The following is a 25,080-nucleotide window of genomic DNA, read 5'->3' as shown; positions in this document are numbered from 1 at the left end:
GCCCCCGATTCTTCACTAGCTCGACCGGTCTCTATGCCAATCCTGCGCTCTTTTCTCGCCACTGCCCTGCTGGGTCTGACCCTTTGCGTCGGCAACGTCTACGCTGCCGACCCGCCCAGCGCCGACGCCATCCAGCAATCCCTGGACAAGCTGCCCGACCGCAAACTGCCCGATGCCGATATGAAGGCGCTGCAGACCATCCTGCAGCAAACTCTCACGTATCTGAGCAACAAGCAGGATTACGAGCAGCGCCTGGTCGATCTCAAGCGACAGCTGGACGACGCCCCGCGCCAGACCAGCGAAAACCAGCGCGAGCTGACACGGCTCAAGGCCACCAAAATCATTCCAGTGGCCCAGCGGTATGCCAGCCTGCCGATCCCGCAGTTGGAACAGCTGCTGGTGCAGCGCAGCACCCAGCAAGGCGACCTGCAAAAAGAACTGGCCGACGCCAACAGCCTGACCATCGCCGCCCAAACCCGCCCAGAGCGCGCCCAGACCGAAATCAGCAGCAGCCAGACGCGCATCCAGCAGATCAACGCTACTCTCAAGTCCGGCAAGGACAACGGCAAAGCCCTGAGCAGCGACCAACGCAATCAGTTGAACGCCGAATTGGCGGCCCTGAATGCGCTGATCCCGCTGCGGCGTCAGGAACTGGCGGGCAACAGTCAGTTGCAAGACCTGGGCAACAGCCAGCACGACCTGATCCAGGAAAAGACCGCGCGCCTGGAACAGGAAATCCAGGATCTGCAAACCCTGATCAATCAGAAGCGTCTGGCCCAGAGCCAGCAGACGGTGACCCAACAGTCCATCGAGGCGCAGAAAGCCGGCGGCAGCAGCCTGCTGGCCTCGGAAAGCGCAGCCAACCTGAAGCTGTCCGACTACCTGCTCAAAAGCACCGACCGCCTCAACGACCTGACGCAGAAAAACCTGCAAACCAAACAACAGCTGGACGCCGTCACTCAGAGCGATTCGGCGCTGGACGAGCAGATCAACGTGCTCAAGGGCAGCCTGCTGCTGTCCAAAATTCTCTACAAACAGAAACAAGCCCTGCCGCGTCTCACGGTGGACCGTGACCTGGCGGACGATATCGCCAACATTCGGCTGTATCAGTTTGAGGTCAACCAGCAGCGCGAGCTGATCAGCTCCCCCAGCGCTTATGTGGATAACCTGCTGGCCAACCAGCCCCCGGACGACGTGACCCCGCAACTGCGGCGCACCCTGCTGGAACTGGCGATCACCCGCAGCGACTTGCTCGAACGCCTGAGCCGCGAGTTGAGCGCGTTGCTGAACGAATCCATCACCCTGCAACTGAACCAGAAACAACTGCTCAGCACCGCCACCACCCTGCGCGCGACGCTGGACGAGCAGATGTTCTGGATTCCCAGCAATAAGCCGCTGGACACCGAGTGGCTGGAAACCGTACCGGCGCACCTGAGCAAGCAAATCACCACCCTGCCGTGGGCCTCCAGCCTCAGCGAGTTGTATGACGGCCTGATCCAGCGCCCGCTGCTGTTCCTGCCGCTGCTGCTGTTGATCGGCGCGCTGCTGTGGCGCCGCAAGGCCCTGTATCAGCGCCTGAATAAGGTCCATCTGGACATCGGCCACTTCAAGCGCGACAGCCAGTGGCATACGCCGCAGGCCATTTTGATCAATATTTTGCTGGCAATGCCGGTGTCCCTGGGCCTGGCCCTATGCGGCTACGCGCTGCAGATCGACGCACGCGGGCAGAACGCCAACCTGGGCTCGGCCCTGTTGCAATTGGCCCAGGCGTGGCTAGTGTTCTACACCGCTTACCGGATTCTCGCGCCTGGTGGCGTGGCGGAACTGCACTTCCGCTGGGAAAAACCCCAGGTCGAATTCCTCCAGGGCTGGGTGCGCAAGCTCGGCCTGGTGGTATTGGCCCTGGTGGCCGTGGTCGCTATCGCCGAGCACCAACCGGCGGCGCTGGCCGACGACGTGCTGGGCATCGGCGTGGTGCTGACCTGCTACGCGCTGATGGCCTGGCTGCTGGGTCGCCTGCTGCTCCACAGCCCCACCCACGAAAAAGCATCGTTGTTTCGCAAAGCCGTGGGCCTGTTGTTTACCGCACTGCCTATCGCACTGTTTATCGCGGTGTGCTTCGGCTACTACTACACCGCCCTCAAACTCAGCGACCGCTTGATCAATACCCTGTACCTGCTGATGTTCTGGCTGGTGATCGAAGCCACCTTCGTCCGTGGCCTGGGCGTGGCGGCCCGTCGCCTGGCCTACTCCCGCGCCCTGGCCAAACGTCAGGCGGCCAAGGAGGCCGGCGATGGCGAAGCGGTGATCGAAGAGCCGACACTGGATATCGAACAGGTCAACGAACAGTCCATGCGCCTGATCCGCCTGGCCCTGCTCGGCGGCTTTATTGCGGCGTTGTACTGGGTGTGGTCGGATCTGATCTCGGTATTTTCCTACCTGGACAACGTCACCCTGTACGAATACACCAGCGGCACTGGCGCGAATATCAGCATGGTGCCTATCAGCATCGGCGATTTGCTCGGCGCGCTGATCATCATCGGCATCACCTTCGCCCTGGCGCGCAACCTGCCCGGCCTGCTGGAAGTGTTGGTGCTGTCCAAACTGGATCTGGCCCAGGGCAGCGCCTACGCCACCACTACCTTGCTGTCCTACATCATTGCCGGCGTGGGCTTTGTCTCAACCCTCTCTACCCTCGGCGTGAGCTGGGACAAGTTGCAATGGCTGGTGGCGGCGCTGTCGGTGGGGTTGGGCTTCGGTATGCAGGAGATCTTCGCCAACTTTATCTCCGGCATCATGATTCTGTTCGAACGCCCGGTGCGTATCGGCGACACCATCACCATCGGCAACCTGTCGGGCACGGTGAGCAAGATCCGCATCCGCGCCACTACGATTACCGACTTCGACCGCAAGGACATCATTGTCCCGAACAAAACTTTCATCACTGGGCAACTGATCAACTGGTCGCTGACCGACACCATCACCCGCGTGACCTTGAAACTGGGGGTGGACTACGGCTCCGACCTGGACCTGGTGAAGGAATTGTTACTCAAGGCCGCCAGGGAAAACCCACGGGTTCTGAAAGATCCGGAACCCCACGTGTACTTCCTCAACTTCGGCGAAAGCACCCTGGACCACGAACTGCGCATGCATGTGCGTGACCTGGGCGACCGCAACCCGGTGCTGGACGAGGTCAACCGCTACATCAACCGCGAATTCAAGAAACAGCACATCAACATCTCGTTCCGGCAGATGGAGGTGTACCTCAAGAATATGCACGGGCAGGAGTACAAACTAGTGCCGGTGGAGGACGAGCGTAAGACCATCGTCGGCGCGCAACCGAGCACGGATGCCCCCGAGCCGCCCGCCGGCAAAGTCGTCGATGCACCGGAACCGCCGCCGAGCAAACTCGACTAAACCCTCTATCCCCAGCAGAATGCTCGGACATTCTGCTGGAGATGGCCGGTGAAAGCCCTCGACGACCTGACCTTCGACAACCGCTTCGCACGCCTGGGCGACGCGTTTTCAACCCACGTTCTGCCCGAACCTCTCGACAAGCCGCGCCTGGTAGTGGCCAGTCCTGCGGCCATGGCCTTGCTCGACCTCGACCCATCGGTGGCCGACACGCCGCTGTTCGCCGAGCTGTTTGGCGGCCACAAACTGTGGGCCGAAGCAGAGCCCCGGGCGATGGTGTATTCCGGCCATCAGTTCGGCGGCTACAGCCCACAACTGGGCGATGGCCGCGGCTTGCTGCTGGGCGAGGCATACAACGCCGCCGGCGAGCACTGGGACCTGCACCTCAAAGGTGCGGGAATGACGCCTTACTCGCGCATGGGCGATGGCCGCGCGGTTTTGCGCTCGTCGATCCGTGAGTTTCTCGCATCCGAGGCGCTGCACGCGCTGGGCATCCCCAGCAGCCGCGCGCTGTGCGTGATCGGCTCCGACACACCCGTATGGCGCGAGAAACAGGAGCGCGGCGCCATGCTGCTGCGCTTGGCGCCGAGCCATATCCGCTTCGGGCATTTCGAATATTTCTATTACACCCAAAAGTCCGAGCAGTTGGCGCAACTGGCCGAGCACGTACTCAACCTGCACTACCCCGAATGCCGCGAACAGCCGGAGCCGTACCTGGCGATGTTCCGCGAAATCGTCGAGCGCAACGCCGAACTGATCGCTAAATGGCAGGCCTATGGTTTCTGCCACGGGGTGATGAACACTGACAATATGTCGATCCTGGGCATTACCTTCGACTTCGGGCCGTTTGCGTTTCTGGATGATTTCGACGCGCACTTCATCTGCAACCACTCCGACCATGAAGGGCGCTATTCCTTCAGCAACCAGGTGCCGATTGGCCAATGGAACCTCAGCGCGCTGGCCCAGGCGCTCACGCCGTTTATCAGCGTCGATGCCTTGAAGGAAACGCTGGGTTTATTCCTGCCGCTGTACCAAGCCCATTACCTGGACTTGATGCGCCGCCGCCTGGGCCTTACCACGGCCGAAGAGGCTGACCAGAAATTGGTGGAACGCCTGCTGCAACTGATGCAGAACAGTGGCGTGGACTACACCTTGTTCTTCCGCCGCCTGGGGGATGAACCGGCCGCGCTGGCCGTGAGCCGCTTGCGTGATGACTTTGTCGACCTGGCCGGGTTCGATGCCTGGGCCAAGCTGTACACAGCGCGGATCACACGGAACGGCGACTACACCGAAGAACAACGCCGCGAACGCATGCACGCGGTCAACCCGCTGTACATCCTGCGTAACTACCTCGCACAAAACGCCATTACCGCCGCCGAGTCAGGCGATTACAGCGAAGTGCGGCGGCTACATGAGGTGCTGAGCAAGCCGTTCGAGGAACAGCCCGGCATGGAACAGTACGCGCAGCGGCCTCCGGATTGGGGCAAACACCTGGAAATCAGTTGCTCGTCGTGAAATCGAGAGGTCGACCCCAGCTGGCTACCTTGATAAACACCGGCGGCGGCGCCAAATAGAATCCATTGGCCATCCCCAGGAGCCCATCATGTCCGAACCTCTTGTCATCCCTTGCCCCCATTGCAACGGCCTCAACCGCATCCCCGGCGAACGCCTGGGTGATGCGCCCAAATGCGGGCGTTGCAAGCAACCCGTATTGCTGAACAAGCCGTTTGAGTTGAAACAAGGCGACTACGCCAGCCAGATCAAGGGCGATCTGCCGCTGTTGGTGGACGTGTGGGCCGACTGGTGCGGGCCGTGCAAGTCGTTTGCGCCGGTGTTTGAACAAGCAGCCGGTCAGCTGGAAGGCAAGTGCCGCCTGGCCAAGCTCGACAGCGAGGCCAACCAGCAGTTGTCGGCGCAATTGGGGATTCGCTCGATCCCCAGCTTGATCCTGTTCAAGAACGGCCGCGAAGTGGCGCGCCAGAGCGGCGCGTTTCCGCTGCCGCAATTGATGAGCTGGTTGCGTAGCCAGGGGATATAACCGCACCGAGACAATGCTGGACGCCGTGGGTGGGGGGCAACCCCCTCCCACCTTGGATCTGTGTGGTGCTTGAAGGTCAGGCGTTTTCCAGCAGGTTATGCAGTTCCACAAATTGCTGAGTCAGCTTATGCCGTGGGTCCAGGTGGATCAGCGGGCGGCTTTCCTGGTGCGACTCGCGCATGCGCACCGAACTGGCCAGGTACACCGGCAGCACCGGCAGGCCTTCGGCGATCAACTCGTCGAGCATCTGTTGCGGCAAGCTGGCGCGGGCCTGGAATTGGTTGACCACAATGCCTTCTACTTCCAGCCCTTCGTTATGGTCTTCTTTCAACTCTTCGATTTCCGCCAACAGACCGTACAGCGCCTGGCGCGAGAAACTGTCGCAATCGAAGGGGATCAATACGCGATCAGCGGCAATCAGCGCCGAAACCGCATAGAAATTCAAGGCTGGCGGGGTATCGAGGTAAATGCGGTCGTAATCGTCGTCCAGCTCGTCCAGCAGTTTTCGCAACTTGTTGATCTTGTGCTTGGCTTCGAGCTTGGGCTGCAGGTCCGCCAACTCGGCGGTAGCGGTGATCACATGCAGGTTATCGAAGGGCGTTTCGTAGATATCCACCTTGTTCTTCTTGGAAAACGGTCCGGAAGACAGGGTTTGCTTGAAAAAATCGGCGATCCCCATGGGGATATCGTCCCCAGTCAGGCCGGTCAGGTACTGGGTAGAGTTGGCTTGTGCATCCAGGTCAACCAACAGGGTTCGATAGCCTTCGCTGGCGCTGACCGCCGCCAGGTTGCAGGCGATGCTGGATTTGCCCACGCCGCCTTTCTGATTGAACACCACACGCCGCATGGAAAAACCTCCGTGTATCAATGAATGTCCGAGTGTAGAGGGCAAAAGCGCCTGTTAGCTACCTCGTTCATCCATGCACTGCTGCATCGACCGAAAGCCGTAGTACGTCACACACGAAGGTTTAGGAAGGGTCCGACAGCCCAACTAGCGCCTGGGTAACGGACAATCTGCAAATCTTTCCCACGATTTTGTAATCGGCCTTGAACATTTTTTTACCAATGTTTGCTAGAACCCCACGGCACCCGGATAATGCGCGCCATTCGGCGCTTGCTGCCTGTCCCGGTATTCGGGGCCAAATGCCGCACATGGAAGCCCGCAGGGGCGGGATAACTTCTCAGTGATCAATTTCAACATCGCCCAATGGCGCGCCTGGGCCCCTGGCCTGGAGAGTGCGGACGACTGGCACGCGTGGTGCCAGGCCCCGGTGTTGCTGCCTGAAAGCGAAGCTTCTCCCGATGTGTCATTTCTGCCGGCAATACAACGTCGGCGCTTGAGCCGTCTGGCGCGCATGGCGTTCAGTGTGGGCTGGCCGCTGGCCGAGGGCCTTCAAGACCTGCCGCTGGTGTTCATTTCGCGCCACGGCGAAACCCCGCGCACCCTCGATATCCTCAGCGACCTGGCCCACGAACAACCGCTGTCGCCGACCCAGTTCAGCCTATCGGTGCACAACGCCGTGATCGGCCTGTGGTCGATCCTGCGTAATGAAACCAGCGAGATGACCGCCCTCGCTGCCGCCGGCGACGGCCTGGAACACGGTCTGCTCGAAGCCGCCGCGCTGCTCCAGGAAGGCGCGCCGGCGGTGCTGCTGGTGATCACCGAAGAACAGCCGCCCGCCGCCTATACCAGTTGGATCCATGACGTGCCGTTTCCGTATGCACTCGGCCTGTTGCTCACCCCAGGCGACGAGTGGCAACTGGAACTCACCACCGGCAGTGTCCAAGCCACTCAAACCCAGTGGCCCCACGCCCTGAACCTGCTGCGCGCCCTGCTCACCGACCAGGGTGCCTGCCAACATGCCTGGAAGAACCGCGTATGGAATTGGCAACGCAAGCCATGACCAACAAGCCCCGGGACGCCTACTACTGGCGCCTGTTCGCCACCGCTGCCAGCTTCGTGCTGTTCGGTTTCGGTGGGCTGTGCTTGCGCCTGCTGGTGTTCCCCCTGCTCAGTTGCCTGCCAGGCAGTGCGGCCCGGCATCGAGGGCGCGCGCGGCACACCATCAGTTGGCTGTTCTGGTTCTTTATCCGCCTGATGCAACGCGCGGGCGTGCTGACTTATAGCGTCGAAGGCGCGGAAAAACTCGGACGCCCCGGCCAGATGATCATTGCCAACCACCCGTCGCTGATCGATGTGGTGTTTCTGATCGGCCTGGTGCGCCAGGCCAATTGCGTGGTCAAGCAGAGCCTGTGGCAGGACCCCTTCACCCGCGGGCCGGTGCGCGACGCTGGCTATATCAGCAACGACGGCAGCGCCGAGATGCTCGATGCCGCCGCCGCTGCACTGCAAAGCGGGCAAACCCTGATCATCTTTCCCGAAGGCACCCGCACCACTCCCGGTGCCGCGCCGGCCTTTCATCGCGGGGGCGCCGCCATTGCATTGCGAGGTGCGACAATCATCACCCCCGTCGTGATCAAGGTCAGCCCCACCACCCTGACCAAGGCCGAACCCTGGTATCGCATTCCTAAACGCCGCGTGCACTTCAGTTTGCGGGTTGGCGCCGATATAGAACCACAGGCGTTCGCTGCACTGGGCCCCGCGCCCCAGGCTTCACGCAAGCTCAACGATTACCTGCACCACTATTTCATTAAGGAGCTCGCCGAAGATGAGCGACAAACAACGCCTTGAGCACGACATAAAGACGCTGATCATCGAGGCCCTGGGCCTGGAAGACATCGGCGCGGAAGATATCCCCAGCGACCAGATCCTGTTCGGCGAAGGCTTGGGCCTGGATTCGGTGGACGCCCTGGAACTGGGCCTGGCCATCCAGAAAAAGTACGGCATCAAGATCGATGCCGACGCCAAGGACACTCGCAACCACTTCACCAACGTGGCCAGCCTTGCGGCGTTCGTCACGGCCCGCCAGGCAGCTTGAGACCGGACCATGCAAACTCGTGACGATATTTTCAACACCCTGCGCGATGCCTTGGTGGAACTGTTCGAACTGGAACCTGAACGCGTGACCCTCGACGCCAACCTGTACCAGGACCTGGAAATCGACAGCATCGATGCGGTGGACCTGATCGACCATATCAAGCGCCAGACCGGCAAGAAGATTGCTGCCGAGGAGTTCAAGGCCGTGCGCACCGTGAACGATGTGGTTGAGGCGGTGTACCGTCTGGTCCAACCAGCCGCATGAGCCGGCTGATCGGCCTTGGCCTGTTGCTGGCGGGGCTGCTGTACCCCTTCGCGGTGTATTACGGCACCGAGCATTTTGCGCCGTGGCAATTCGGCCTGCTGCTGGGCAGCCTATGGCTGTTGCGGGCGCTCACCGCTACGCGGCGCCCTGGCAGCCGTTGGATGGCGGTGGCGGTGATCGTGTTCTGCCTGTTGCTGGCCTGGTTCGACAACCCGCTGCTGTTGCGCTGGTACCCGAGCCTGGTCAGTGCGTTCATGCTCACGCTGTTCGGCTTGAGCCTGAAATACGGCCCACCGATTGTTGAGCGCCTGGCGCGGATGACGGAACCGCAGCTGCCGCCCGAGGCAATTGTGTACACGCGCCAGGTCACGGTGGTCTGGAGTGTTTTCTTCTTAGCTAACGGCCTGCTCGCGGCCGCCCTCACCTTGTGGGCACCGCTGAGCTGGTGGACGTTGTACAACGGCCTGATCGCCTACGGGCTGATGGGGCTGCTGTTTGCCGTGGAATGGCTGGTACGACAAAGGGTGCGGGGCCGCGTATGAATTGGTTGAACCTTGAGCATCTGTTGCTTGAGCCGGTGGCGCAGCGTTCGGTGTGCGCAGACCTGAATCACGCCCAACTGTGGGACCAGGCCTTGCGCCTGGGCGCCGGGCTGCAACGCCGTGGCATCCAACGCGTGGCCGTGCATCTGGAAGATGCCGGCCTGCTGGCAATCGCCCTACTGGGAGCCTGGCGTGCCGGGGTCAGCGTGTTGCTGCCCGCCGACCTGCAGCCCCAAACCCGTCAACGCTGGGCCGACGCCGTCGACGCCTGGCTGACCGAGGCCGCGGACCTCGACGCCTTGTATCAGACTGCCCTGAGCCCGTCCGCGCTGGACCTGGACACCTGCCAATTGAGCCTGTGCACCTCCGGCTCCAGCGGCGAACCCAAGCGCATCGACAAGACCCTGCGCCAGTTGGCCAACGAAGTGCAGGCCCTGGAAACCTTGTGGGGCGCCGACCTCGACGGTGCCTGCATCATCGGCAGCGTCGCCACGCAGCATATCTACGGCTTGCTGTTCCGCGTGTTGTGGCCGCTGTGCGCCGGTCGCACATTTGTACGTCAACAACTGGCCTTCCCCGAAGATTTGCAGCGCGCCAGCCGCGAACACGCCCGGTTCGCCTGGGTGGCCAGCCCGGCGCTGCTCAAGCGCATGGGCGACAACCTCGATTGGCCGGCATTGAGCCAAGTGGCGCGGGTGTTCTCATCCGGCGGTGCGCTGCCGATGGAAGCCGCCAGCAGTCTGTATGAGCGCTTGCGGCAATGGCCCACGGAAATCCTCGGCAGTTCGGAAACCGGCGGCATCGCCTGGCGCCAGGCTAACCGACCTTGGCAGCCGTTTGCCGATGTGCACCTGAGCCAGGATGCCGACGGCGCCCTGCGCATCGCGTCGCCGTACCTGCCCCCTGGGCATATCGAGCAGACCGCCGACGCCGCGCGCCTGCATGCCGATGGCCGCTTCGAGCTGCTGGGACGTCTGGACCGCATCGTCAAGCTGGAAGAAAAACGTATCTCCCTGCCCATGCTCGAACAGGCCTTGATGACCCATCCATGGGTCGCCGAAACGCGATTGGGCGTGGTTCAGGAAAGCCGCGCGTCCCTCGGCGCGCTGGTGGTGCTGAGCGCCGCCGGCCTGCATGCACTGCGCAATCAGGGCCGGCGCAGCGTTACCCAGACCCTGCGCCGGCACTTGAGCCAACATTGCGAAGCCCTGGCCCTGCCACGCCGCTGGCGCCTGCTGAGCCAACTGCCACTCAACGCCCAAGGCAAACTGCCCCAGGCCGACGTGGCGGCGCTGCTCATGGCGCCACGGCCCAAGGCGCCGCAGGTGTTGGAACAGGTTGAAGCTAACGGCGAGTGGACACTGCAACTGAGCGTGCCGCCGGACCTGGCCTATTTCAGCGGGCATTTCCCGGTCACTCCGGTATTGCCGGGAGTGGTGCAGGTGGAGTGGGCATTCAACCTCGGCCAACAACTGCTGGATTTGCCGTCGACCTTTGCCGGTATGGAAGTGCTCAAGTTCCAGCAACTGATACGCCCGGGCGACCGGATCGAACTGCACCTGCGCTTCGACGCAGAGCGCGGCAAGCTGTATTTCGCCTACCGCAACGGCATCGCGGCCTGTTCCAGCGGCCGCATCCAATTGGAAGCCGCCCATGCATAAGCCCTGCGCCCTGATCCCGGTCTATAACCACGAAGCCGCCGTGCCCGCCGTGGTCCATAGCCTATTGAAAAGCGGCCTGCCGTGCCTGTTGGTGGACGATGGCAGCAGCCCGGCCTGCGCAGCGGTGCTGGCGCAATTGGCGCGGCTGGAGAATGTCACCCTGCTGACCCTGCCGACCAACCAGGGCAAGGGCGGCGCGGTGATGGCCGGTTTTCGTGAGGCCGCACGCCAGGGCTTTACCCATGCCTTGCAGGTCGATGCCGACGGCCAACACGACCTGCGCGAAGTCGAGACTTTTATCGACGCCTCCCGCCGCCAGCCCGACGCGCTGATCTGCGGCTACCCCGAATACGACGACAGCGTGCCCAAAGGCCGCCTGTACGCTCGCTACCTGACCCATGTGTGGGTGTGGATCAACACCCTGTCGCTGCAAATCCGCGACTCTATGTGCGGCTTTCGCGTGTACCCGCTGGCCCCGGTGTTGGCACTGATGAACTCGGCCTACATCGGCACGCGCATGGACTTCGACTCGGACATCCTGGTGCGCCTGGCCTGGCGCAACCAACCAATGCGCTGGCTGCCCACCCAAGTCCACTACCCGGCCGATGGCCTGTCGCACTTCCGGCTGTTCCACGACAACGTGCGCATCAGCGCCATGCACACGCGTTTGTTCTTCGGCATGCTGGTGCGCGCGCCGATGATCCTGTGGCGGCGGTGGCAGGCATGAGCGACAGCACCAAGCACTGGGCCGACCGCGAAGAACGCGGCAGCTACTGGCTGATGAAACTCACCGCGTTCGCCGCCAAAGTGCTGGGCCGGCGCCTGCTGAGCCCGGTGCTGTACGGCATCGTTTTGTACTTCTTCGTGTTCGGCCGCACCGCGCGCCAGAGCGCCTGGCAGTACCAGCAACGCCTGGCCGAGTGGAGCGGGCGCGATGAACTGCGCCCCTCCCATAGAAAAGTCTTCGGCCAGTTCATGGCCTTCGCCGACGCCCTGCTCGACAAGCTCGATGTGTGGAACGGCAAGCTGCGCATCGAACAAATCGATATCAACGACCCGGCCAAACTACGCGCGCAATTGCGCGGCGAGCGCGGGCAGATGCTGGTGGGGGCGCACCTGGGCAATCTGGAAGTGTGCCGCGCCCTGGCGGAAATCGGCGAACAAGTGACCATGAACGTGCTGGTACACACCAAGCACGCCGAACGTTTCAACCGTTTGCTGGGCGAAGCCGGCGCGACCCATTTGCGCCTGATCCAGGTCAGCGAGCTGGACCCGGCCACCATGCTGTTGCTCAGCCAGCGCCTGGACGAAGGCGAATGGCTGGCGATTGCCGGCGACCGCGTGCCGCTGCACGGCGGGCGCACGGTGCGCGTGGATTTCCTCGGGCATGCCGCCGCATTTCCCCAGGGCCCTTGGCTCTTGGCCGGCCTGCTCAACTGCCCGGTGAACCTGCTGATGTGCCTCAAGCACAATGGCCGTTATCGCCTGACCATCGAGCCGTTCGCGCCATCGATCGAATGGAAACGCAGCACCCGCGAGCAGGTCATCGCCCAGTGGACCTCACGCTACGCCGCGCGCCTGGCTGATTTCTGCCTGGAAGCGCCCCAACAATGGTTCAACTTTTACCCTTTCTGGAAGACCGATGACGACGCATCTTGAGCCGGTAACCTTTGGCGAACGCCCCCTGCGCATCGAAGACGTGCTGGCCCTGGCCAACCGTCAGGTGCCTACCCAGTTGCAAGGCGACGCGGCCTATCGCCAGCGCATCGCCAAGGGCGCGCAGTTCCTCGACTCGCTGCTGGACAAGGAAGGCGTGATCTACGGCGTGACCACCGGCTACGGCGACTCTTGCGTGGTGGCGGTACCGTTGCAGCATGTCGAAGCCCTGCCCCGTCACCTGTACACCTTCCACGGCTGCGGCTTGGGCAAATTGCTCGACGCCCAGGCCACCCGTGCGGTGCTGGCCGCGCGCTTGCAGTCGCTGTGCCACGGCGTGTCCGGGGTGCGCGTTGAACTGCTGGAGCGCCTGCAAGCGTTTGTTGAACACGACGTACTGCCGCTGATCCCGGAAGAAGGCTCGGTGGGCGCCAGCGGCGACCTGACGCCGCTGTCCTACGTGGCCGCGACCCTGTCCGGCGAACGTGAAGTGCTGTTCCGTGGCGAGCGCCGCGCGGCCGCCGATGTGCATCGCGAACTGGGTTGGCAGCCGCTGGTGCTGCGCCCCAAGGAAGCCCTGGCCTTGATGAACGGCACCGCCGTGATGACCGGCCTGGCGTGCCTGGCGTTTGCCCGCGCCGACTATCTGCTGCAACTGGCCACGCGCATTACCGCGCTGAACGTGGTGGCGCTGCAAGGTAACCCCGAGCACTTTGACGAACGACTGTTCGCCGCCAAGCCGCACCCGGGTCAGATGCAAGTCGCCGCGTGGTTGCGCCAGGACTTGGCCATCGACGCACCGACCGCGCCGCTGCATCGCCTGCAGGACCGCTACTCGCTGCGCTGCGCGCCCCACGTGCTCGGGGTGCTGGCCGACAGCCTGGGCTGGTTGCGCGGGTTTATCGAGACCGAGCTCAATAGCGCCAACGACAACCCGATCATCGACGCCGAAGAAGAACGCGTGCTGCACGGCGGGCATTTCTACGGCGGGCATATCGCTTTTGCCATGGACAGCCTCAAGACCCTGGTGGCCAACGTCGCCGACCTGCTCGACCGACAACTGGCCCTGCTGGTGGACGTGCGCTACAACCACGGCCTACCGAGCAACCTGTCCGGCGCGCCGGCGGATCGCGCCATGATCAACCACGGCTTCAAGGCGGTGCAGATCGGCACCAGCGCCTGGACCGCCGAAGCGCTGAAAAACACCATGCCGGCCAGCGTGTTTTCACGTTCCACCGAATGCCACAACCAAGACAAAGTCAGCATGGGCACCATCGCCGCTCGCGATGCGATCCGCGTGCTGGAGCTGACCGAGCAGGTTGCCGCCGCCACCCTGCTGGCCGCCAATCAAGGCGTGTGGCTGCGTGCCCAGGCTGACGATGCCCGCCCGCTGCCACCGGCCCTGGCGGCCATGCACGCGGAACTGGCCAAGGACTTCCCGCCGGTGATCGAAGACCGCGCCCTGGAAGGCGAGCTGCGCCTGTGTCTGCAACGCATCGCCGAACAACACTGGAGGCTGCATGCGTAGTCAGGGCGTGTTGCACTGCGACACCGAGATCCTCGTGCCGTTTTTCGATGTCGACACCATGCACGTGGTGTGGCACGGGCACTACGTGAAATACCTGGAAGTGGCACGCTGCGCGTTGCTGGACAAGATCGGCCACAACTACACGCACATGCTCGACTCGGGCTATGCCTGGCCGGTCATCGACATGCAGCTGCGCTATGTGCGCGGGGCGGTGTTCGGCCAGACCCTCAACGTGCGCGCCAGCCTGGTGGAGTGGGAGAACCGCTTGAAGGTCAATTACCTGATTACCGACCGGGCCAGCGGCGAGCGCCTGACCCGCGCCAGCACCGTGCAGGTGGCGGTAGACATCGCCACTCGCGAGATGCAGCTGGCGTCCCCCAAAGTCTTCATCGACGCCGTCGACAGGGCCTTGTCATGAAACTGATCACCTTCCTCGGTGCGTTGCTGCTGTCGCTTCAAGCCCACGCCTTCGACCTGCAACAACTCAGCGATCAGTTGGCCAAACCCTCGGTGATCCACGGCAGCTTTATCCAGGAAAAACACCTGCGCGCCCTGCCGCAGCCATTGGTCAGCAAAGGCACCTTCGTCCTGGCCAAGGACCACGGCCTGCTGTGGCTGCTCAAGACGCCGCTGCAACAGGATTACCGCATCAGCGCCCAAGGCATCGCCCGCCGTGATGCCAATGGCTGGCAGCTGCTGCCGAACAAGAGCGCCGGCGCCGAGCAGAATCGCTTGTTCCTCGCCGTGCTGCAAGGCGACAGCAGTGGCCTGCAACGGGACTTCGAGCTGCACCTTCAAGGCGAGGCCACGCAATGGACGCTGACCTTGATCCCACGCTCGCTGCTGCTCAAGCAGGTGTTCAACCAGATCAACATCAATGGCGGCGCGCTGGTGCAGACCATCGAATTGCTGGAAACCCAGGGCGACAGCACCGTACTGCGCATGCAGGACTGCCGCGCCGACCTTCCCCTCAGCGATGCGCAGCAGCATGACTTTGCTCAGTGAGCGCCAGTTGCCGCGCCTGTTCCTGATCCTGCTGGTGGCCGTACTGGCCCTGGCCGGCTGGCAGTGGCGTCATGGCGCGCCGCTGTCGGCCAACCTGATGGAGCTGGTGCCCGGCAGCACGCCGGATGCCCTGGAACTGCAAGCCGAGCAGCGCATGCAGGAGCCGCTGAACCGCGAGATGCTGGTGCTGGTGGGCCACACCGATCGCCAGCAGGCAGTGGCCGTTGCCCAACAGTTGGGTGAGCGTTGGCAGGCCAGCGGCCTGTTTGAAACAGTGCAGTGGAACCTGCAAGCCGACCTGCCGGCGCTGCGCGAGCAACTGCTGCGCGGGCGCCTGGCGATACTGTCGGGCAAAGACCGCGAACAGTTGATCGAACACCCCGACGCCTTCATTCAGCAGCGGGTGCAGGCGCTGTTCGACCCCTTCACCGGGTTCAGCCTGGTGCCCAGCCAGGAGGATTGGCTGGGCCTGACCGGGCGCATCCAGAACAGCCAGCCGCAACGTGGCTCGGTGCAACTGGACATCGGCAGCGGCGCGCTGATTGCCGATGCCGACGGCAAGAGCTGGGTGCTGCTGCGCGCGCGCACCACCGGCAACGCCTTCGACATGCACCTGCCACTGCGCGTGGCGGACCTGCTCCAAGCCAGCCGCGCCGAGGCCGGCGAGCATGGCGCGCAATTGCTGGCCGCCAGCGGCCTGTTGTACGCCGCCAACGGTCAGCAACAGGCCACTCGCGAAATCACCTGGGTCGGCGGCGGTGCGACCGTGGGCATCCTGTTGCTGCTGTTGCTGGCGTTCCGGCGCTGGCGCGTGCTGCTGGCGTTCGTGCCGGTACTGGTGGGGATGTTGTTCGGCGCGGTGGCGTGTGTGGCGCTGTTCGACCATATGCATGTGATGACGTTGGTGCTGGGTTCCAGCCTGATCGGCGTGGCCGTGGATTACCCGCTGCACTACCTGTCCAAAAGCTGGAGCCTGCAACCGTGGCGCAGTTGGCCGGCGCTGCGCCTGACGCTGCCGGGGCTGAGCCTGAGCCTGGCGACCAGTTGCATCGGCTACCTGGCGCTGGCCTGGACACCGTTCCCGGCACTGACCCAGATCGCCGTGTTCTCCGCCGCCGGGCTGGTGGGTGCCTACCTGTCGGCGGTGTGCCTGTTGCCGGCGCTGCTCAACGGCGTCGAACTGCGCCCAGCGCAATGGCCGCTGCGCATCGCCGAACGCCTGTGGCAACTGCGCGTTGCCTTGCTCAAGCGCGTCCCGAGTGCCGTATTGCTGGCACTGGTGCTGCTGTTTTGCGCAGGCGGCCTGTGGCAGCTGAACACCAAGAACGACATTCGCCAATGGATCGGCGCGCCGCCGCAGTTGCTCCAGGAGGCCCAGGCCGTGGCGCGCATCACCGGGTTCCAGCCCACCAGCCAGTTCTTTCTGGTGCGCGCGCCGGATCAACCCCAGTTGCTGGAGCGCCTGGACACGCTGGGCCAGCGCCTGGATCAACTGGTGAACATGAACAAACTGCAAGGCTACCTGGCCCTCAACCAATTGGTCAGTCGCCCCGCCGAGCAACAGCAAGTGCGTGACGCGTTGAACCGCCTGCCGCAGCATTGGCAGCCGCTGCTGGACCTCGGCGTTCCCGCCAGTGCCCTGCACGCCGAAATCGCGCAATTGCAGGCCCTGCCCACCGAAGATATCGATGCCGCCTTAGCGGGCCCGCTGGCCGAACCCTGGCGCACCCTGTGGCTGGGCCCGGTGGACGGCGGTGTGGCGACGATGGTCAGCCTGCAAGGCTTGAACAACCCAGCGTTGCTGCACGCGCAGGCGGCGGACCTGCCAGGCGTGCAACTGGTGGATCGCCTGGGCGACTTGAATCGGGTGTTCGCCGCCACGCAGATCAGCGCCGCTGAATTGAAACTGCTGTCGTGCGGGTTGATCGTCATCCTGCTGATCGTGCCGTTTGGCCTCGGCGGTGCGTTGCGTATCGTCGCGCTGCCATTGCTCGCCGCGCTGTGCAGCCTGGCCAGCCTCGGTTGGCTGGGCCAGCCGTTGACGCTGTTCAGCCTGTTCGGCCTGCTGCTGGTGACGGCGATCAGTGTCGACTACGCGATCCTGATGCGCGAACAGATCGGCGGCGCTGCGGTCAGCCTGCTAGGAACACTGCTGGCGGCGCTGACGACATGGTTGTCGTTCGGCCTGCTGGCGGTGTCGAGTACGCCCGCAGTCAGTAATTTCGGTCTATCGGTCAGCCTGGGCCTGGCGTTCAGCTTTATGCTGGCGCCCTGGGCCGGCCAACAGAAACATGCCTTATGAATGTGATTATCGCCAATGCGGCAAGGAGCCCTCGTGCCCACAGTTGAAATGGAACGCCGCCAGGTCGTGGTGATCGGTGCCGGCCCATCAGGTGCCATCGCCGCCGCGCTGCTCAAGCGCAAAGGGCATGATGTATTGATCATCGAGCGCCAGCATTTTCCACGGTTCTCGATCGGCGAAAGCCTGCTGTCCCACTGCATCGATTTCATCGAAGAAGCCGGCATGCTGGACGCCGTGCAGGCCGCCGGTTTCCAACTGAAAACCGGCGCCGCCTTTGCCTGGGGCGAGCGCTACAGCGCGTTCGATTTCAGTGACACCTTCAGCGACGGCAAGCCCACCACCTTCCAGGTGCAACGCGGCGAGTTCGACAAATTGCTGGCCGACCAGGCCGCGCTGCAAGGCGTGGACATCCGCTACGGCGAAACCATCGTCGGCGTGGATTTCAAAGGCGAATGCCGCTACCTGCATGTGCGCCGCGAGAACGGCAGCGAGTATCACCTCAAGGCCAAGTTCGTGCTCGATGCCAGCGGCTACGGCCGCGTGCTGCCACGCCTGCTGGACCTGGAAGCGCCGTCGAATTTCCCGGTGCGCCAAGCGGTGTTTACCCACATCGAGGATCGCATCGAACACCCAGGCTTCGACCGCACCAAAATCCTCGTCACCACCCATCCCACCCAGCGCGATATCTGGTTCTGGACCATTCCCTTCAGCAACGGCCGTTGCTCGGTGGGCGTGGTCGCGGCCAAGGAACACTTCGACGGCCGTGGTAATGACCTCGACGCCTGCCTGCGCGGTTTTATCGCCGAAACCCCAAGCCTGGCCGGCGTGCTGCAAAACGCCGTGTGGGACACGCCGGCGCGCACCATCGGCGGCTATTCGGCGAACGTCACGACCTTGCACGGCCCAGGCTTCGCGCTCTTGGGCAATGCGGCGGAATTCCTCGACCCGGTGTTCTCCTCCGGCGTGACCATCGCCATGCGCTCGGCCAGCATGGCCGCAGGCGTGCTGCACCGCCAGTTGAGCGGCGAGGCGGTGGATTGGCAGACCGAATTCGCCGCGCCCCTCAAACGCGGTGTCGACACCTTCCGCTGCTACGTCGAAGGCTGGTACGCCGGGACGTTCCAGGACGTTATTTTCCATCCGGGCAGTGCCCCGGAGATTCGCCGTATGATCAGCTCGATCCTCGCCGGCTATGCGTGGGACGAGCGCAACCCGTTCGTCAGCGAGCCCAAGCGACGTTTGCGGATGTTGTCGGAAATCTGTGCGAGTGAGCCGGTATGAGCACGCAATACCTGAGCAAAAACTACGTCGAGGAAACCCGCTTCGGCCTGTGGTTCCTGCGCAGCCACACCTGGCAGCACCACGTGCTGCGCGTGGCGATTAACGACCTGCGCGGCCTGTTCAGCGAGCCGCTGCCCCAGGCGCCGGTACTGCTGGACGCCGGTTGCGGCCAGGGCAAGTCGTTCACCCTGCTACAACAAGCATTCGCGCCGGCACGCCTGATCGGCCTGGATGCCGACCCTCACAGTTTGCAGATGAGCCAGGCCGAGGCCGAGCGCCAGGGTTTGAGCGTCGAGCTGATCGGCAGCGATTGCGCCACCCTCGATGTGGCGGACAACAGCGTCGACCTACTGTTCTGCCACCAGACCTTCCACCATCTGGTGGAACAACACCGTGCGCTGCAAGAGTTCTATCGCGTGCTCAAACCCGGCGGCTACCTGCTGTTTGCCGAATCCACCGAAGCCTATATCGACACCTGGGTGATCCGCTGGCTGTTCCGCCACCCCATGCACGTGCAGAAAAGCGCCGAAGGGTATCTGGCGATGCTGCGCGAGCAAGGCTTTGAGTTCGGCCCGCAGAATGTCTCGTACCCGTACCTGTGGTGGAGCCGTTCGAAGGATTTCGGCCTGCTCGAACGCCTGCGCCTGCGCCGACCGAAACCGGTGGGGCAGCGCGAAGAAACCCTGGTCAACTGCGTGGCACGCAAACCCTTGGCGAGCGTCGTACCATGATCCGCGCACTGTTGATCGGCTGCCTGTTGCTGCTCAGCGCCTGCGCCAGCCAGCCACCGCTGCCCGCCACCACCCCGAGCTTGCCGCTGCCGCTGCAACTGCATGTGCAGCGCTTGGCGGATGGCCAGAGCCAGGATTGGCTACTGGTGGTGCAACGCGAAGGCGGCGCGATTCGCTGGTCGATGATGGATCCGCTGGGCATCCCCCAAGCCCGGCAGAAACTGGTCGATGGCCAGTGGCAGGCCGATGGCTTGCTGCCGCCCAACCCCCAGGCCCGCGAGTTGTTCGCCGCGCTGTTGTTTGCCCTGACGTCGGCCGATGAAGTGCGCGCGCTGTACCCCAGCGCCCAGGCACGCGACCTGACCCGCACCCTGCCGGGTCATTGGCAAATCATCTACCAGTCTTCAGAGGTGTTCAGCGTGAACATCGCCGGACAGCCCTTGAGCTACCGCATTACGCCGCTGGGTGCCGCACGATGAGCGCCTACTTGAACGCCCTCGGCGTGATCTGCGCCCTTGGCCGTGGCCAGGCTGAGGTCAGCCGCCGTCTGTTCGCCGGTGACTGCTCGGGCATGCGCGCCGAAAGCGGCTGGGTGCCCGAACGCGTGTTGCCAGTGGGCGGCGTGCAGGGCGAGCTGGCGAGTATCCCGCCTGAGCTGGGCCAGCAAAGCAGTCGCAACAATCAACTGTTGCTGGAAGCGGCGCTGCAAATCGAAGAAGAGATTCGCCAGGCGATCCACACCTACGGCGCATCGCGGGTGGGCGTGGTGCTCGGCACCAGCACTTCGGGCATCGACGAAGCCAGTCGCGGCATTGCCGAGTACCTGCGCGACAATCGCTTCCCCGGCACCTATGACTATCAGCAACAGGAACTCAGCGCCCCGGCCAATTTCCTTGCCGACTGGTTGCAACTGAGCGGCCCGGCCTATGTGATTTCCACCGCTTGTACGTCCAGCGCCCGTGCGCTGATGAGTGCCCGGCGCCTGTTGGACCTGGGCCTGTGCGATGCGGTGATCTGCGGCGGCGTGGACAGCCTGTGCAAGCTGACCCTCAACGGTTTCAGCGCGCTGGAGGCGGTATCCGACACGCGCTGCAACCCGTTTTCGCGCAACCGCGACGGCATCAATATCGGCGAAGCCGCCGTGTTGTTTCTGATGAGCAGGCAACCGGCGCCCATCGCCCTGTTGGGCAGCGGCGCCAGTTGCGATGCGCACCATATCTCCGCGCCGGAGCCGAGCGGCAAAGGCGCGCTCCAGGCGATGCGCAAGGCACTGGCCTGCGCGAAACTGGCGCCGGAGCAGATCGGCTATCTGAACCTGCACGGCACGGCTACCCAACATAACGACGCCATGGAAAGCCTGGCGGTCGCCAGCCTGTTCCCCGGCGGCGTGAGCTGCTCATCGACCAAACCCATGAGCGGCCATACCCTGGGCGCCGCTGGCGCGCTGGAAGCGGCGTTCTGCTGGCTGAGCCTGCGCCACGGCCAGGTGCCGCCCCATGTGTGGGACGGCGAGGCCGACCCTGCGCTCCCCGCCTTGCAGTGGGCACACGCCGGCGAACCCTTGAAAAACACGCGCCTGATGAGCAACTCGTTTGCCTTCGGCGGTAACAACGTCAGCCTGATTATCGGAGAGGCCCCATGATCGATTGGCCACTCGCCGAACTGATCCCCCACGCGGGCGACATGATCCTGATCGACCAGGTGCTGTCGTTCGACGAAGAACAGATTCACACCCGCGCCACCGTCAAGCCCGGCGGCCTGTTCAACCGCCCTGACGGCAGCCTGCCGGCCTGGGTCGGTATCGAGCTGATGGCGCAGAGCGTGGCCGCCTATGCCGGCTGCCATGCCCGCCGCAAAGGCGAGCCAGTGGCGTTGGGCTTCCTGCTGGGCACGCGTAAGTTCGAGTGCAACGTCGAACACTTTCCGGCCGGTGCCGAGCTGAGCATCCACGGCCTGCGTTCCCTGGAAGACGACAATGGCATGGGTGTGTTCGAATGCCACCTGCGCGGCGAAGGGTTCCACGCCAGCGCGCGCTTGAACGTATTTCGACCGCCCCAGGCGGCCGCCTATTTAGATGAATCGAAGGACGAAACGCCATGACTGAATCCGTACTGGTCACCGGCTCCAGCCGTGGCATCGGCCGCGCCATTGCCCTGCGCCTGGCCCAGGCGGGCCACGACATTGTGCTGCACTGCCGCAGCGGCCGCGCCGAGGCGGATGCGGTGCAGGTGGAAATCCAGGCCTTGGGCCGGCAGGCGCGGGTGCTGCAATTCGACGTGGCGGATCGCGCCAGCTGCAAGCACATCCTTGAAGCCGATGTGGAGCAACACGGCGCCTATTACGGCGTGGTGCTCAACGCCGGCCTGACCCGCGACGGCGCGTTCCCGGCCTTGTCGGAGGACGATTGGGATGTGGTGATGCGCACCAATCTGGACGGTTTCTACAACGTGCTGCACCCGGTGATGATGCCGATGATCCGTCGTCGCGCGGCCGGGCGCATCGTGTGCATTACCTCGGTATCGGGGCTGATCGGCAACCGCGGGCAGGTCAACTACAGCGCTTCGAAAGCCGGCCTGATCGGCGCGGCCAAGGCCCTGGCCATCGAGCTGGGCAAGCGCAAGATCACGGTCAACTGCGTCGCGCCGGGGTTGATCGACACGGCCATGCTGGACGAAAACGTACCCGTCGAGGAACTGATGAAGATGATCCCGGCACAGCGCATGGGCACCCCGGAAGAAGTCGCCGGGGCGGTGAACTTCCTCATGTCCGCCGAGGCCGGTTACATCACCCGCCAGGTGCTGGCGGTGAATGGGGGCCTGTGCTAATGAAGCGCGTCGTCGTCACCGGCATGGCCGGCGTGACCTCCCTGGGCAGCGACTGGCCGACCATCTCGGCCAACTTCCGCGCCAACCGTAGCGGTATCCGGCGCATGGACGAATGGGACCGTTTCACCGAACTGAACACGCGTCTGGCCGGGCCCATCGACGATTTCGTGGTGCCCTCCCACTGGACGCGCAAGCAACTGCGCAGCATGGGCCGCGTCTCGCGCCTGGCGGTGTGGGCGGCGGAGCAGGCGTTGCAAGACGCCGGTTTACTGGGGGATGAGTCGATCAAGGACGGGCGCATGGGCGTGGCCTGTGGTTCGTCCACCGGCAGCACCGATGAGATCAAAGCCTTTGGCAATATGCTGCTCAACTCGGTGGCCGAGGGGCTGAACGCCAACTCCTACGTGCGCATGATGCCGCACACCACCGCGGCCAATATCAGCATCTTTTTTGGCCTGACCGGGCGCTTGATTCCCACTTCGAGCGCCTGCACCAGCGGCAGCCAGGGCATCGGCTACGCGTACGAGGCCATCAAGTTCGGGCGCCTGCCGTTGATGCTCGCCGGCGGCGCCGAAGAACTGTGCCCCACCGAAGCCATGGTGTTTGACGCGCTCTACGCCACCAGCCTGAAAAACGACGCACCGCAAACCAGCCCACGCCCCTATGACAGCGGCCGCGACGGCCTGGTGATCGGTGAAGGCGGCGGCATGCTGGTGCTGGAAGAACTGGAACATGCGCTGGCGCGCGGTGCGCATATCCATGCGGAAATCGTCGGTTTCGGCAGCAACGCCGACGGCCAGCACACCACCCGCCCGGAACAGAAAACCATGCGCCGCGCCATGGAACTGGCCCTGGAAGACGCCGGCCTGGCACCGGCCGCCATCGGCTACGTGAACGGCCATGGCACCGCCACCGATCAAGGCGACATCGCCGAGACCCTGGCCACCAGCAGCCTGTTCGGCAGCCGCATGCCTATCAGTTCGCAAAAGAGCTTCCTGGGCCACACCCTCGGCGCGTGCGGCGCGTTGGAGTCGTGGTTCAGCATCGAAATGATGAACCGCGACCAGTACGTGCACACCTTCAACCTCGACACCGTCGACCCGCAGTGCGGCGAGCTGGACTACCTGCAAGGTGGGTTTCGCCAGATGCACCACGACTACGTGATGAATAACAATTTCGCCTTTGGCGGCGTCAATACGTCGCTGATCTTTCGCCGCTGGTCCTGATTTTTAATCGATTGGAGAAAACGGAATGTCTTCCTTGCTACGCGCCACCTTCATCACGTTGGCCCTGCTGACCGCCGCCGGTTGCACCAGCAAACCGGTGCTCAACCCTCACAGCGAGCTACCGGCAGGTACTCAGGTCAGCGAAGAGAAAATGAAGCAGGTGATCGTCAACGCCTTGCAGAAACGTGAATGGACCGTGCAACGCCTGAGCCCGCAACTGGTGCAGGCCGAAATCACCGTGCGCGGCCAGTACCACGCTGAAATCGATATCCGCTACACCCGCAGCAGCTACGCCATCACCTACCGGGACAGCCGCGACCTGGGCTACAAGGACGGCAAGATCCATCGCAACTACAACCGTTGGGTGAACAACCTGGATAACGACATCAAGGCAGGCTTGCGCAGCAATGGTGTGAGTGGCGAGGCAGGGTCGGCGGCGCAGTTGTTTGAGCAGACCGGCACCTCAAAGCAGAACTGAGGCCAAGCACTACCCCTTCGATGGCCGGCCCATCTTATGTGGTGATAAGCCGAGCATTTTTGCAGCGGCCCCTTTTTCAAACGATGCCGTTCAACCGGCACATGGGATCGGGGCGGCTGCCCAGCCCAGCCCGGCGCTGGGCAAGCCCGCTCACCACAACAACCGGACTCACCGTAGGAAGCGTCACCTATGTAGTGAGACAACCTCTGTGGTGAGCGAGCTTGCCTCGCGCTGGGGCGCGAAGCGGCCCCTTTTCGGGCGGCGCGACGATTACTGTGTGGCCTTGCGCGTGAGCAATTCCACGAATGCCTTGCCCATTGGCGTTTGTGCGCTCTTGCGTTGCACCAGCCACACTGACGTCACCGCCTCCGGGTCCAGCAAGGTGCGATACACCACGCCATCGATGCGGATGCGCTGATACGACGCCGGCAGTACCGACACGCCTAACCCCGCCGCCACCAACCCGATAATCGTCATGGCCTCACCCGCTTCCTGAGCGAAGCGCGGGCTGAAGCCGGCGTCGCGGGCCAGGTTGAGCAGTTGGGCGTATAGGCCACTGCCGTAACTGCGTGGGAAAAACACAAACGGCTCTTCTGCCAATTGTGCCAGGTGCAAACCACGCTCGGAGCCTTGCGCCAGGGGGTGGCCGGCGCTTAGCACGGCCACCAGCGGTTCTCGCATCAGCTCGATCACAACCAACGAATCCGGCAAAGGCAACGGTCGCATCAGCCCGACCTGAATCGACTCATCCACCAGCGACTCGGCCACCTCGGTGCTGCTCATTTCCTGCAGGTTGAGGTGAACCGCCGGGAACGCCTGGCGGAACGCAAATATGGCTTGGGGAATGCTGGCATTGAACGGCGCCGATGACGTGAAGCCAATCTTCAATTCCCCCAGTTCGCCCAGCTGCGCACGCCGCGCCACGTCCGCGGCTTTGTCGACTTGGGCCAACACAAGGCGTGCCTCTTGCAGAAACAGGCGCCCGGCCTCGCTCAGTTCGACCCGACGATTGGTACGCTCGAACAACCGCGCCCCCACCTCATGCTCCAATGCCTGGATCTGCTGGCTCAGGGGCGGTTGCGAGATGCCCAGCACCTGCGCGGCGCGACCGAAGTGCAATTCTTCGGCGACCGCGATGAAGTACCGCAGATGTCGCAATTCCATGCCCACCTCATTAGGTCGTTTAAGCT

General features: G+C 63.5%; 25 protein-coding genes. 23 read left to right on the top strand and 2 right to left on the bottom strand.

The annotated features are described in order from the left end of the window. The first annotated feature begins 33 nt into the window (after positions 1–33). The 3 genes from mscK (at position 34) to trxC (ending at position 5,452) form a co-directional block, all read left to right on the top strand. The gene (gene mscK / locus HRH33_RS03150) at positions 34–3,417 is read left to right on the top strand and encodes a mechanosensitive channel MscK (RefSeq protein WP_167416768.1); all 3,384 of its coding nucleotides are present in this window, start codon (positions 34–36) and stop codon (positions 3,415–3,417) included. Positions 3,418–3,465: 48 nt separating this feature from the next. Continuing rightward, a complete protein-coding gene (gene selO, locus HRH33_RS03145) occupies positions 3,466–4,929 on the top strand; it encodes a protein adenylyltransferase SelO (RefSeq protein ID WP_167416767.1) in 1,464 nt (487 codons plus the stop codon). 88 nt (positions 4,930–5,017) lie between these two features. Further along, complete coding sequence (gene trxC, locus HRH33_RS03140) at positions 5,018–5,452, top strand: thioredoxin TrxC (RefSeq protein ID WP_034095537.1); 435 nt, start codon at positions 5,018–5,020, stop codon at positions 5,450–5,452. Positions 5,453–5,528: 76 nt separating this feature from the next. Here trxC and HRH33_RS03135 read toward each other — a convergent pair whose 3' ends face one another. Continuing rightward, on the bottom strand, positions 5,529–6,299 hold the full coding sequence (locus HRH33_RS03135; protein WP_040265801.1) for a ParA family protein: 771 nt from the start codon (positions 6,297–6,299) through the stop codon (positions 5,529–5,531). Between the two features lie 337 nt (positions 6,300–6,636). Here HRH33_RS03135 and HRH33_RS03130 point away from each other — a divergent pair, with 337 nt between their 5' ends. From HRH33_RS03130 to HRH33_RS03035, 20 genes are read left to right on the top strand one after another with little or no spacing between them, the layout of a single operon-like run. Next, a complete protein-coding gene (locus HRH33_RS03130) occupies positions 6,637–7,356 on the top strand; it encodes a beta-ketoacyl synthase chain length factor (RefSeq protein ID WP_167416766.1) in 720 nt (239 codons plus the stop codon). Then, positions 7,332–8,144: a lysophospholipid acyltransferase family protein gene (locus HRH33_RS03125; protein WP_167416765.1), complete on the top strand. Its 813-nt coding sequence runs from the start codon at positions 7,332–7,334 to the stop codon at positions 8,142–8,144. Before HRH33_RS03130 ends, HRH33_RS03125 begins: the two co-directional genes overlap by 25 nt. After that, complete coding sequence (locus HRH33_RS03120; RefSeq protein ID WP_167416764.1) at positions 8,122–8,391, top strand: phosphopantetheine-binding protein; 270 nt, start codon at positions 8,122–8,124, stop codon at positions 8,389–8,391. The genes HRH33_RS03125 and HRH33_RS03120 overlap by 23 nt, the downstream gene beginning before the upstream one ends. Positions 8,392–8,400: 9 nt before the next feature. After that, positions 8,401–8,655, top strand: coding sequence for an acyl carrier protein (locus HRH33_RS03115; protein WP_003209389.1), 255 nt, complete (start codon positions 8,401–8,403; stop codon positions 8,653–8,655). Continuing rightward, positions 8,652–9,197, top strand: a complete 546-nt coding sequence (locus HRH33_RS03110; protein ID WP_167416763.1) for a COG4648 family protein — start codon at positions 8,652–8,654, stop codon at positions 9,195–9,197. The genes HRH33_RS03115 and HRH33_RS03110 overlap by 4 nt, the downstream gene beginning before the upstream one ends. Continuing rightward, positions 9,194–10,858: an acyl-CoA synthetase family protein gene (locus tag HRH33_RS03105; RefSeq protein WP_167416762.1), complete on the top strand. Its 1,665-nt coding sequence runs from the start codon at positions 9,194–9,196 to the stop codon at positions 10,856–10,858. The genes HRH33_RS03110 and HRH33_RS03105 overlap by 4 nt, the downstream gene beginning before the upstream one ends. Further along, positions 10,851–11,585: a glycosyltransferase family 2 protein gene (locus HRH33_RS03100; RefSeq protein WP_167416761.1), complete on the top strand. Its 735-nt coding sequence runs from the start codon at positions 10,851–10,853 to the stop codon at positions 11,583–11,585. The genes HRH33_RS03105 and HRH33_RS03100 overlap by 8 nt, the downstream gene beginning before the upstream one ends. Continuing rightward, positions 11,582–12,517: a lysophospholipid acyltransferase family protein gene (locus tag HRH33_RS03095; RefSeq protein WP_167416760.1), complete on the top strand. Its 936-nt coding sequence runs from the start codon at positions 11,582–11,584 to the stop codon at positions 12,515–12,517. Before HRH33_RS03100 ends, HRH33_RS03095 begins: the two co-directional genes overlap by 4 nt. Next, positions 12,501–14,042 carry an HAL/PAL/TAL family ammonia-lyase gene (locus HRH33_RS03090; RefSeq protein ID WP_167416759.1) on the top strand — a complete coding sequence of 514 codons (1,542 nt, stop codon included), beginning with the start codon at positions 12,501–12,503 and terminating at the stop codon, positions 14,040–14,042. The genes HRH33_RS03095 and HRH33_RS03090 overlap by 17 nt, the downstream gene beginning before the upstream one ends. Further along, complete coding sequence (locus tag HRH33_RS03085; RefSeq protein ID WP_167416758.1) at positions 14,035–14,460, top strand: acyl-CoA thioesterase; 426 nt, start codon at positions 14,035–14,037, stop codon at positions 14,458–14,460. Before HRH33_RS03090 ends, HRH33_RS03085 begins: the two co-directional genes overlap by 8 nt. Continuing rightward, positions 14,457–15,047 (top strand): outer membrane lipoprotein carrier protein LolA, encoded by a 591-nt coding sequence (locus HRH33_RS03080; RefSeq protein WP_167416757.1) that lies wholly within the window; start codon positions 14,457–14,459, stop codon positions 15,045–15,047. Before HRH33_RS03085 ends, HRH33_RS03080 begins: the two co-directional genes overlap by 4 nt. Continuing rightward, on the top strand, positions 15,031–17,349 hold the full coding sequence (locus tag HRH33_RS03075; RefSeq protein WP_167416756.1) for an MMPL family transporter: 2,319 nt from the start codon (positions 15,031–15,033) through the stop codon (positions 17,347–17,349). The genes HRH33_RS03080 and HRH33_RS03075 overlap by 17 nt, the downstream gene beginning before the upstream one ends. Positions 17,350–17,382: 33 nt before the next feature. Continuing rightward, positions 17,383–18,630, top strand: coding sequence for an NAD(P)/FAD-dependent oxidoreductase (locus HRH33_RS03070; protein WP_167416755.1), 1,248 nt, complete (start codon positions 17,383–17,385; stop codon positions 18,628–18,630). Next, positions 18,627–19,361 carry a class I SAM-dependent methyltransferase gene (locus HRH33_RS03065; RefSeq protein ID WP_123479589.1) on the top strand — a complete coding sequence of 245 codons (735 nt, stop codon included), beginning with the start codon at positions 18,627–18,629 and terminating at the stop codon, positions 19,359–19,361. Before HRH33_RS03070 ends, HRH33_RS03065 begins: the two co-directional genes overlap by 4 nt. Then, a complete protein-coding gene (locus HRH33_RS03060; protein ID WP_123479590.1) occupies positions 19,358–19,840 on the top strand; it encodes a hypothetical protein in 483 nt (160 codons plus the stop codon). Before HRH33_RS03065 ends, HRH33_RS03060 begins: the two co-directional genes overlap by 4 nt. After that, positions 19,837–21,003 (top strand): beta-ketoacyl-[acyl-carrier-protein] synthase family protein, encoded by a 1,167-nt coding sequence (locus tag HRH33_RS03055; RefSeq protein WP_167416754.1) that lies wholly within the window; start codon positions 19,837–19,839, stop codon positions 21,001–21,003. The genes HRH33_RS03060 and HRH33_RS03055 overlap by 4 nt, the downstream gene beginning before the upstream one ends. After that, positions 21,000–21,461: a hotdog family protein gene (locus HRH33_RS03050; protein WP_167416753.1), complete on the top strand. Its 462-nt coding sequence runs from the start codon at positions 21,000–21,002 to the stop codon at positions 21,459–21,461. Before HRH33_RS03055 ends, HRH33_RS03050 begins: the two co-directional genes overlap by 4 nt. Continuing rightward, positions 21,458–22,186 carry a 3-oxoacyl-ACP reductase FabG gene (fabG, locus tag HRH33_RS03045; protein WP_034095520.1) on the top strand — a complete coding sequence of 243 codons (729 nt, stop codon included), beginning with the start codon at positions 21,458–21,460 and terminating at the stop codon, positions 22,184–22,186. Before HRH33_RS03050 ends, fabG begins: the two co-directional genes overlap by 4 nt. Continuing rightward, a complete protein-coding gene (locus tag HRH33_RS03040) occupies positions 22,186–23,412 on the top strand; it encodes a beta-ketoacyl-ACP synthase (RefSeq protein WP_034095712.1) in 1,227 nt (408 codons plus the stop codon). Before fabG ends, HRH33_RS03040 begins: the two co-directional genes overlap by 1 nt. Positions 23,413–23,437: 25 nt before the next feature. Next, entirely contained in the window at positions 23,438–23,890 is a 453-nt protein-coding gene (locus tag HRH33_RS03035; protein ID WP_094065153.1) for a hypothetical protein, read from the top strand. 270 nt (positions 23,891–24,160) lie between these two features. On the opposite strand, the gene HRH33_RS03030 is transcribed toward HRH33_RS03035, so the two are convergent. Continuing rightward, the gene (locus tag HRH33_RS03030; RefSeq protein ID WP_034136588.1) at positions 24,161–25,054 is read right to left on the bottom strand and encodes a LysR family transcriptional regulator; all 894 of its coding nucleotides are present in this window, start codon (positions 25,052–25,054) and stop codon (positions 24,161–24,163) included. Positions 25,055–25,080: the final 26 nt, after the last annotated feature.

This window comes from Pseudomonas rhodesiae (assembly GCF_013285305.1).
In the GTDB taxonomy this organism is placed as follows: Bacteria; Pseudomonadota; Gammaproteobacteria; order Pseudomonadales; family Pseudomonadaceae; genus Aquipseudomonas; species Aquipseudomonas rhodesiae.
This window is presented reverse-complemented; position numbering and strand designations above follow the sequence as displayed.

Coding starts and splice junctions, on each gene's coding strand:
- mscK (WP_167416768.1), top strand. CDS start 34: ATGCCAATCCTGCGCTCTTTTCTCGCCACTGCCCTGCTGGGTCTGACC.
- trxC (WP_034095537.1), top strand. CDS start 5,018: ATGTCCGAACCTCTTGTCATCCCTTGCCCCCATTGCAACGGCCTCAAC.
- HRH33_RS03135 (WP_040265801.1), bottom strand. CDS start 6,299: ATGCGGCGTGTGGTGTTCAATCAGAAAGGCGGCGTGGGCAAATCCAGC.
- HRH33_RS03125 (WP_167416765.1), top strand. CDS start 7,332: ATGGAATTGGCAACGCAAGCCATGACCAACAAGCCCCGGGACGCCTAC.
- HRH33_RS03120 (WP_167416764.1), top strand. CDS start 8,122: ATGAGCGACAAACAACGCCTTGAGCACGACATAAAGACGCTGATCATC.
- HRH33_RS03115 (WP_003209389.1), top strand. CDS start 8,401: ATGCAAACTCGTGACGATATTTTCAACACCCTGCGCGATGCCTTGGTG.
- HRH33_RS03110 (WP_167416763.1), top strand. CDS start 8,652: ATGAGCCGGCTGATCGGCCTTGGCCTGTTGCTGGCGGGGCTGCTGTAC.
- HRH33_RS03105 (WP_167416762.1), top strand. CDS start 9,194: ATGAATTGGTTGAACCTTGAGCATCTGTTGCTTGAGCCGGTGGCGCAG.
- HRH33_RS03100 (WP_167416761.1), top strand. CDS start 10,851: ATGCATAAGCCCTGCGCCCTGATCCCGGTCTATAACCACGAAGCCGCC.
- HRH33_RS03095 (WP_167416760.1), top strand. CDS start 11,582: ATGAGCGACAGCACCAAGCACTGGGCCGACCGCGAAGAACGCGGCAGC.
- HRH33_RS03090 (WP_167416759.1), top strand. CDS start 12,501: ATGACGACGCATCTTGAGCCGGTAACCTTTGGCGAACGCCCCCTGCGC.
- HRH33_RS03085 (WP_167416758.1), top strand. CDS start 14,035: ATGCGTAGTCAGGGCGTGTTGCACTGCGACACCGAGATCCTCGTGCCG.
- HRH33_RS03080 (WP_167416757.1), top strand. CDS start 14,457: ATGAAACTGATCACCTTCCTCGGTGCGTTGCTGCTGTCGCTTCAAGCC.
- HRH33_RS03075 (WP_167416756.1), top strand. CDS start 15,031: ATGACTTTGCTCAGTGAGCGCCAGTTGCCGCGCCTGTTCCTGATCCTG.
- HRH33_RS03065 (WP_123479589.1), top strand. CDS start 18,627: ATGAGCACGCAATACCTGAGCAAAAACTACGTCGAGGAAACCCGCTTC.
- HRH33_RS03060 (WP_123479590.1), top strand. CDS start 19,358: ATGATCCGCGCACTGTTGATCGGCTGCCTGTTGCTGCTCAGCGCCTGC.
- HRH33_RS03055 (WP_167416754.1), top strand. CDS start 19,837: ATGAGCGCCTACTTGAACGCCCTCGGCGTGATCTGCGCCCTTGGCCGT.
- HRH33_RS03050 (WP_167416753.1), top strand. CDS start 21,000: ATGATCGATTGGCCACTCGCCGAACTGATCCCCCACGCGGGCGACATG.
- fabG (WP_034095520.1), top strand. CDS start 21,458: ATGACTGAATCCGTACTGGTCACCGGCTCCAGCCGTGGCATCGGCCGC.
- HRH33_RS03040 (WP_034095712.1), top strand. CDS start 22,186: ATGAAGCGCGTCGTCGTCACCGGCATGGCCGGCGTGACCTCCCTGGGC.
- HRH33_RS03035 (WP_094065153.1), top strand. CDS start 23,438: ATGTCTTCCTTGCTACGCGCCACCTTCATCACGTTGGCCCTGCTGACC.
- HRH33_RS03030 (WP_034136588.1), bottom strand. CDS start 25,054: ATGGAATTGCGACATCTGCGGTACTTCATCGCGGTCGCCGAAGAATTG.